General features: G+C 44.4%; 1 protein-coding gene. It reads right to left on the bottom strand.

Annotated elements, in window-relative coordinates; genetic code table 11:
* The coding region (locus SCRDD08_RS12120) for an Ig-like domain-containing protein (protein WP_330997085.1) at positions 1–9,480 on the bottom strand (9,480 nt) is incomplete at its 3' end.
* Positions 9,481–9,558: the final 78 nt, after the last annotated feature.

The following is a 9,558-nucleotide window of genomic DNA, read 5'->3' on the forward strand; positions in this document are numbered from 1 at the left end:
CTGTTCAACTACAGGGGCTTGAACGCCTTCAGCTGGAGTGATTTGCTCGACTGGCTTGCCAACTTCCACAATCTTACCAACTGCGTCTTTGGAAACGAAGCTATCGCGAGTCACTCGACCAGTTTCTTGACCATTTTCGATGGTCACTTCGACAAGCGTGGTCTTCTCGCCGTTCTTGCCTTCTTGGACAACTTTTCGGGTGCCTTTCGGCAATTGTGGATTTTCTCGTTCGATGGTATTAAACGGTAGAGCCTCAGTGACGATATCCAAGCGCGGCTGTTCAACAACAAGATTCTTAAGACCTTGATCTGGTGTCACTTGCTCAGCTGGCTTGCCAACTTCCACAATCTTACCAACTGCGTCTTTGGAAACGAAGCTATCGCGAGTCACTCGACCAGTTTCTTGACCATTTTCGATGGTCACTTCGACAAGCGTGGTCTTCTCGCCGTTCTTGCCTTCTTGGACAACTTTTCGGGTGCCCTTAGGTAATTGAGCATTTTCACGTTCAACAGTATTAAACGGTAGAACTTCTGTCACAATATCCAAGCGTGGCTGTTCGACAACCAAATTCTTAACGCCTTCGTCTGGAGTAGTCTTGTGAAGAGGTGCGGCATTCACTGCTTTCTTCACTAGCTGGATCCGGTATTCCTTAGTCGTTTGACCGTCTTCCGTCACCACACGAACAAGACTTGGAAGCTCATCGCTATCAGACTGAACAACTGTTACAGTTGCTTTGTTTGTAGCAGTAGCTTCAATCCTTGGTCTTGTACCTTGATACTCCAGACGGTAATCTATCTTATCTGCTTCAAAATCAGCCAAGGCTTGACCATTAACAGTGATATTCGTTACTGTAGTTGACTGAAGCGCTTCTGTTGGTGTAACGGCAGTGAACTCTACAAGTGCAACCCCGTTAGTCGTATCCTTGCGTGTCATTCGGGCACGGATAGCTTTTGTTTTAACTGGATCAAAGTTGAAATGAATCATCTTGCCAGCTATGATTTCGCTATCTGCTGTATAGTTCAATTGCTTCCAATTATTTGCATTGTTAAATGGATGATCAGCTTGCTCAGCATAACGAGAAGCTGGATTTGGCTCAGTAAAGTCTGGACCGTCATAGTATTCTAAGACGAGACTTTGTGGTGCATCTGTTCCACTATCTCTGAAGAACTGCATACCAACTTGTTGTACTGTCTCAGCTGAAATCTGACCTTGCTTTTTGAAAAGCACACCGACAGATACTTCTTTACTTGGAGCCTGTCTTGACCAGTTAGTCCAGCGATTGCTTTCGTTGGTCGAACCATCATTTACATAGTGAACCCTATCTTGTGAAGCTTGATCTGTGTCATTAGTCGTTGAAGCAAAAGCAAGTGAATCTTGGTCGTTATGATTTTGGTTTAAAGCAGCATTGCGTCCAGTTTGCTCGCTTACCCGTACTTTAAGCTGTGCCTGCAGATCTGTTCCTGGAATCGTTCCTGTCAATGTAAAGCTACCTTTAGTTCGAAGTAGACTTTCATCAACTGGATTCCAAGTAACTGCTAAATCTTTCTTAACCCACTCAGTACAACTTGGGTAATAAACTGGTACAGTTGATGGCAACTGGAGTCTCTCTCCTACATTTACGACTGTTGATAATATTTCAGCAGCCACAGGCTTACCTATTTCCTTACTCTCTTTGACAAATCGAATGCGGTACTCATCCACGATTTGACCATTTTCAGCCTTGATGAGTACACGGACAGGATCATTTTCAGATGCTGCTGGAATCACTGTCGCTAACCCATTGTCACTTACTTCTGCAGTCACTTGATTGCCTGTTTCTTTCTTGACAATCTCATATTCCTTGATAGCGCTGTTAAAGCCTGGGATAGGCTGTCCATCTACCATGATCTTAGCGGTTGCACCTGTCGCCTCTTCAACACTGTTGCCCATAACAGTTAGCTCAGTCAAACCAACACCTGAGGTGTTCGCTTTCTTCTTCATACGAATACGGATAGCTGGTGTTTCTACCTTATCAAAGCGGAAGACATTTTCAGAGTTGGCACTTAGGGTCTGAGGCGCACGAAGACCAGTTACCTGTTTCCAGTTACTTGATTGATTGAATGGATGCTGCGCTTCTTTGCGAACATGGTTAACATCTTTGGGTAATTCTGGAAGACCTTTGCCAGCATAGTATTCAATAACATATTCTTCTGGCAGACCAATAGAACCATCCGTGTAGAAGTCTGCTTTTAGATTATCAACAAAGCGTTTAGTCAAGTCACCTGCATCTCCAAATAAGATACCTGCATAATCTTCTTCATTTCCAGTACGCCAGTTGGTCCAACGATTCTTAGCTCCGCCTGAAGTTCTTGAAATGTGGGTATCATTTAGAGCACTAGCGCTATCATCCCCACCAGTATCAGATACAAAGGCTGCTGGAAGTTCTGACCCTGTCCATTGTTTAGAGATATTCTTATTTTGGACCGTTTGCTCAGACACTCGGATGTGAGCCTTGGTTCTCAGATTGAGTCCCACGACTGTTCCTGTAACTTCTATTTTTCCAGCTTGAGCCGTTGCATCAGATGGAACAGCATCCCAGTTTACTTCTTTATACTGGACACTGCCATCAGAGTGATAAGCACGGACTGTTGCCGGAAGTTTAATCTTCTCACCTTTTGGCACGGCCAATGAAACTTCTTCAGCTGTCAAGAAGCCTTCAACAGTCACATGAGCTTGCGCTTCAATGTCAGTACCTGCTACTCGACCCTTAACGGTAAAGCTATGATAGCGATCAACCTTTTCTTGGGAAATCGGCTCCCAAGTCACGGCTACCTTACGCGGCAAACCTTGATTATAAACTGCCAGTACTTCTTGAGGGAGAGTTGGCACCTTATGCAAATCTGTCGATAGCTTAATCGTCCGCAGCTCTGTGATGGTCTTTTCTTGTGTATTTTCAGCGATGCTCAAGGTTAGTTCTTGCGAAGTCAGAGTCTTATCTGCCTTTGCAAGACGAGCTGTGATACGAGCTGTTCCTTTACGATAGAGTAAGAGCTTACCATTTTCAGCTTTTACTTCTGCTCCATCTTCTGAGCTAAACATGATGTTAACATCATTTTCTGACAGAAGCGCCCGAGTGCCATCTTCATAAACACCTTTGACTTTATATGGTACTGCTTGATCTTCAACCAGATTTTCTGTCTTTTCTATTTCTAGCTCAATACCAGTCAAGGCCGGGCTAGCTTCGACAAATTGCAGGCGATAAACTCGAGTCAGACGACCAGACTCGTCTGTCACAAAGACAGAAGTCAGCTTGTCATTGTCAGCACTAGCCTGTTGTATAGTAGCTGTTGCACCTCCTGCGGTTGTCGCTGTAACTGTCGGTACAGTTGCACCATAAGCAAGTGGAATGCGATAGTAAGCCTTGTCTGCGCTAAAGTCAGTCAGAGCCTTGCCACCAACCTGAATGCCTGTCACAGCCCCTTCGGTTAAGTTCTGATTAGACGCTCGGAATCTAGCTGACACAGAAATGTCCGAGTCTGCGACTTTTCCTGTGGCTGTTGTTTCGCCATTTTCAGTCTTCAAGGCATCTGGATTTTCCAAAGTCCAAGAGCTGACTTCAGCATCTGATGTCGTACCGTCAGAAAAGACTGCTGTAACTACTTTATCTAAATCTTCTGTTGCTGTATTGACTGGCACTGTCTGGGTTTTTGGCAACCAAGTTACCAAATCCAAAACTTTCAGCATCAAGCGAGCAGTCAGGTTTGTACCTTCTACATTTCCTAGAACTTCTTTGACGCCACGCGTTTTAGTCAGGTCAGCTGGTATCTTCCAAGTCACAGTCTTGTCTTCTGTACTGCCGTCATTGTAAACAGCTTTGACTGTCTGTGGAAGTTGTGCTTCGTCACCAACCATAGCTGTTGCTTTTGCTGGGAGTAAGTCAACCAATTCTTTAGCAGACTGTATTCTTTTCACTGTATAAACCGTTGCAGAATCTGAGACTAAACCTTCTGAATCAGCATAGAGGGTAAATTTTCCAGCCGTTTCTGTCGACTTAACGATGACCACACCCTTGCCATTAAAGGCCTTGCGTTTCCATGTACCATCTGCTTGAGCCTTATAGCGCTCACGACTAGCCTGTTCACCATTATCTACACCGACAATTTCGCCTTGTCCATGTAGATTGAAATGCACAAGATTATTAGCTGTCGGTACGAGATTGCCATTAGCATCCACGATTTCATAATGGATATAAGTCAAATCTTTTCCATCCGCACCGATGACGTGCTCTTCTTTGACAAGGCGGACATTGCTAGCTTGCTCAGCAGTTGTCACTGTATCACGCGCAATCTCTTTGCCAGACTCATCACGAGCAACTGCCACTAGAGTACCTGGCTTGTATGCAACCTTCCACTCTAGATAGAGTTGACCATTTTCACCTTCTTGATAGCTTCTGCCATCTGCTGTCTGCTTCTTGGTAAAGGTCTTTTTGCCAAGTGATTCATTGTTCAGATAGAGTTCAACGCTGGCTGCATTTGAGAAGACGCGGACAGGCACCTTGCCATCAACCAACATCTTTCTGTCTTGTAGACTCTCCTCGTCCCAATTCCAGTGTGGCAACATATGAACCATCGGCTTATCTTGGACTGAGCGCCATTGGCTTTGGTAGAGATAGAAGTCATTCTTAGGTAGACCTGCTGTATCGATAATTCCAAAGAAGGAGCTCTTAACCGGGGTACGATCCATATTGTGCCAAGGAGTCGGCTCACCGATATAGTCAATGCCTGTCCAGATAAACTGACCAGCATAGCCAGCATGGTCACGGTCAAAGGTCCATGACTGGGTCGCTGTCCGGCCCCATGCTACCTTGTCATTTCCGTAGTCAGACTGCTCATAACGACGACCAGCACTATGGTCATGGTTCAAAATCCGTGATGGATCGTAGTAGGAGCCGCGAGTCCGAGTTGCAGAAGATGTTTCTGATCCATAAATCTTCCAGTCTGGATGAGCCCGACGCACTGCTTCATAGTTATGCTCGCCATAGTTCATCCCTACAACATCCATGATTTTAGCGATTTCGATAAAGCCGCCAGAAGAACGTTGGCTAAATTTATTTTCACCCATGGTGACATAGCGTTCTGTGTCAATGGCCTTGATAACAGCCTTCAAGCGCTTAGCTGTCGCAATAGAACGCGCATCTCCATTGGCTTCTTCAACTTCATTTCCGAGAGACCACATGATGATAGATGGATTGTTCTTGTCTTTTTCGACCATCATTCTCAAGTCAAAGTCAGACCATTTCTCACCTGGTTTAGCATCTGGATGGGTTGCTTCTTGGTCAAAGAAACGGCCGTAGTCATAAGTCTTCTTACTATGATACCAAGTATCAAATGCTTCTTCCTGTACTAAGAATCCAAGCTCAGCCGCAGCATTCAATAACTGTTCGCTGGCTGGATTATGAGAAGTACGAATAGCATTGACACCCATCTCCTTAAGCAATTTCAGTTTGCGATAGATGGCCTTGGCATTTTCTTCAGAGCCCAGTGCTCCATTGTCCTGGTGAATACAGACGCCATGGAACTTCATGCGCTCGCCGTTTAGTGAGAAGCCATCTGCTGCAGTCCAGTCAAAGTAACGGTAACCAAAGGTATCTTCAGTCACATCAACCAGTTGATTGTCTTTATAGACCTTGGTCTTCATGACATAGAGCTGTGGCTTATCTGATTTGGTCGTCCACAGGGTTGGTCTGTTGACCTGAAGCGTTTGGTCAAATTGAACTTCCTGATTAGCTAAAAGTTCTTTGACAACGGAACGGACAGCTGCTGAGACAGCCTGACCTTCTTTGGTAAAGACCTGGTGCTCAACATAAACCTGATGCGCCTTGCTATCGGTATTGACAACCTTGCTGGCAACAACTGTATCAACCGCTCCCTGCTGCTGTTCTTTTAGCTTCGGTGTGGTGATCTTATTGCCATGTTTGCTGACATGCAGCTTATCTGTCATGACTAGATGAACATCACGGTAAATACCGCTACCCGAATACCAACGACTACTTGGTTGCTTGTTGGTAACTTGGACAGCAATCGTATTTTCACGACCATCTTTATAGAGATAGTCAGTGATATCATAAGAGAAGTGATTATAACCATTTGGATAGTGGCCGACATGCTTGCCATTGACATAGACATGCGAATCCATGTAAACACCATCAAAAGTCAGACGAACGTTCTTGTCCTTGTTTTCTTCCTCCAGTGTGAAGGTCTTACGATACCATGCCACTCCACCATTTAGTTGACCGCCCTCATTGCGAGCTGGAGACGAATGATCAAAGTCAAAGAAGATACTCCAGTCATGTGGCAGATTAAGCTTGGTCCAATCCTCCATATTGATATTTTCCTTGGATTGTTCGCCAGTCGGATTAAGTTTAAAGTACCAGTCTTTATTAAAGTTTTGCTTACGAGCCTGAAGCAAATCTTTCTCTTCTTTAGTGACTGGAGGCGTTACAATCGGCTGATCTGGTTTTTGATCAGGTGTTGCAGGCTGATCGGGCGTAGACGGTTGAGATGGAGTTGAAGGTTGATCTGGCGTGGATGGTTGAGATGGAGTTGAAGGTTGATCTGGCGTGGATGGTTGAGATGGACTTGGTTCCTCTGGTAGGTTTGGACGATTTTCTGGAATAAAGTTATCTGGATTATCCAAAATTTCTTTCAATTGATTAACTGCATTGAAGATTGCTTGGACATCTGGTGTTTCTTTTGTCAATTCATTTTCCAAAACAGTCTTATGTTCTACAAAGGCAGTACGGCTATTCGGGGTATCTTTCAATAATTCTGGGGTAATTTGATTGACAGTTTCTTTCAACTGCTTCATCTCTTCTACAAAGTCCTGTTTGGAAATGAGATGAGAACCAGTTCCTTTTGTCACGACCCTATCTAATTGGATTCCGATATTTCTAGCCAAGTCATTACGCTCAGGATCCAGCTCCATGGTCAGAACGTGAACATCGTCCTTCAAACCTTTAAGGGAAACCAGTGTTTGATCGCCTTTTCGTTGAGCCGCTTTACCACTAAAGTATTTCTTGCCGTTGTATTCTGTGGCATTTCCTTGACCTTCTTGATAGTCTAAGACTTTGCCATCTAGGCTGACCTTATAAATACCATGATTTGGATCCACAAAACCAGTTAGATCGATTCCTGTCCCGCTGAAAATAGCTGTCACAGAAAGTTTTTTCTTGGCATCAGCAGACAAGCCGTTATAAGAAGCCCAACTTTCTGTATTACTGAAATTTCCCTGAGCATTGGTCTGTCTGTGCCAATTTGAACTGTAGATAAGCTGGCTGGCTTGGTCATCGTATTCTTTTTGGTTATGCGAAAGACTATCCGCTTTCATGACACGAACTGTTGCAGATGAGTTAAAGCCAAGTAAGCTGCCTTCTGTTGGGTCAGACAACTTAACTTTAAAGTCAAAGACTTGGTCTGCTTGTTCTTTAAAGTCAATAGTCTGGAGCGTTACTGTCTTTTCGGTTTCCCCATCAGCAAAGTGCAAAATCTCTGTCTTGTCTTGGTAAACCTTGCCATGAGCACCTGTTCCGGGCTCGGTCACCACACGGACATCTGCTGAACCTTTAGCACCGCCTACACGCTTGACAGTAACAGTGACAGTTTTACCTTTTTCAGCTTCATAGCTTGCTTGACTTAGCTCAAACATGCCCTTGCTTTTGTTATTCAAAGTATAAATCCCCTCAGTTGCAATGGCACGATTGCTAGCATTCACCAGCTTGATAGTATGAGTACCTTCTGCTAGGTTGCCTGTTTCATATACCGTTTGACTCCGTTTGCGCACGGTGCTCTGCGTATCAATCGTTGCCACTTTTTGACCATCTACATAGACATCCATCGGACCGTGTTGCGGGTCGACAGTAGACACGACATAGGCCTTAGTTCCTGTGAATTGATATTCAACGCTGGCATCTTTTTGGTTAGTCCACATAGAACTTCCGCGAACACCTTCATTTTCTTGATGCCAAGTCGTATTATTCTTATTTCCCTCAGTATTAGAATGATAATCCAAGCCCAAAGGATATCCATCTGTCTTTTCGATAGACTGAGGTGTTTTGTAGAGCGCAAAGTTGGTCAAAATCGGAGTCGCCTGAGCACCCGTAATAGTAACACGGATTCTTCTAGCAGTGACCGGCTGGCCTTGGATAAGACGGCGGTAGCCAACTGTACTGCCTTCGCCATAGCGAACCCAACGACCATTGACTTCTACGTCAATGTTGAAACCGGAAATCCGCTGACCTTTAGCAATATCTTCTTTCAACTCGACCACATCAAAACGCTTATTCTCTCCCAAATCAACTGTGAAAGAACCAGTCAAGGCATCATTTGATAGCGCCCAAGATGTCTTGTCATCACCATCAACCAGATGATTGACATTGTATTTGGCATTCTTCCGTGTAGAATCCGCTACCACACTGGCACCTGCTGCTAGATTAGTAGAATACATGTCTTTGAGCGTCTGATGAAATTCTTTTAATCTTGCAACATCAACATCTGCAAATCGTCCTTCTTTGTTAGGTGGAATATTGAGCAAAAGTGGTGTTCCACGACCGACAGACTTGAAGTAGATATCCATCAATTCACGCAAAGATTTTGGTTGCTGATTCTCATGATAGAACCAGCCTGAGCGAATGGACACATCCGCTTCCCCAACAGAATACATATCTCCAGTAGGGTCCCCATGATTCAGATAGTCTGTTGACGGATTAGCCAGAACTTTGTCGCGTTTGACCTTATGCCAGACTGGGTCACCTGCTGTGCCTTTTTCGTTCCCAATCCAGCGGACACTTGTTGGCTGAGCAGAGAAAATAGTGATGTCACCCTCTGCTTTTTTAATATATTCGAACCATTTATCAAAAGTATAAGTGACCTTCTGCGCTCCTTCTCCTCGAGCACCATCCATCCAGACTTCGACAAATTTTCCTTTGTTACCGTATTTAGGATTATCTAAAATCTCCTTGAGTTGATTGAGGTAGTATTCATTATACTGATCCTGAGTGGCAACCTTATAAGACGGATGATTGGCATCCCACGGAGAAAGATAGACCCCAAGATTCATGTCATATTTGGTCGCAGACTTAGAAACTTCTTCCAAGACATCGCCTTTACCATTTTTCCACGGACTGGCTGCGACAGTGTGATTTGTATGCGCAGACGGATAAAGAACAAAACCATCATGGTGCTTAGTAACCATAATCGTCCGTTTGAATCCTGCTTCTTTTAACACTCGAATCCATTGGTCTGTATCTAAATTAGTCGGATTAAAATTAGAAGGATTTTCACGACCATTTCCCCACTCAGAGTTGGTATAGGTGTTCATACCAAAGTGGATAAAGGCGGCTAATTCTTCTTTGTGGTAGTCCAATTGAGCCTTGGTTGGAAGTGGTCCATAATCAGCAATTTCTGTTTCCTTATTTTCAGTAGGACTTGCTACTTGAGCTGGCAAAGTGGGCTGGCTAGCTTCATTGCTAGCGGAAGTTTTCGGCTGCGTAGGTTTCGGTTGAGTGACTCCCTCATTTGCCAC

Origin of the sequence: Streptococcus cristatus, assembly GCF_001578775.1 — a bacterium.
Taxonomy (GTDB): domain Bacteria; phylum Bacillota; class Bacilli; order Lactobacillales; family Streptococcaceae; genus Streptococcus; species Streptococcus cristatus_A.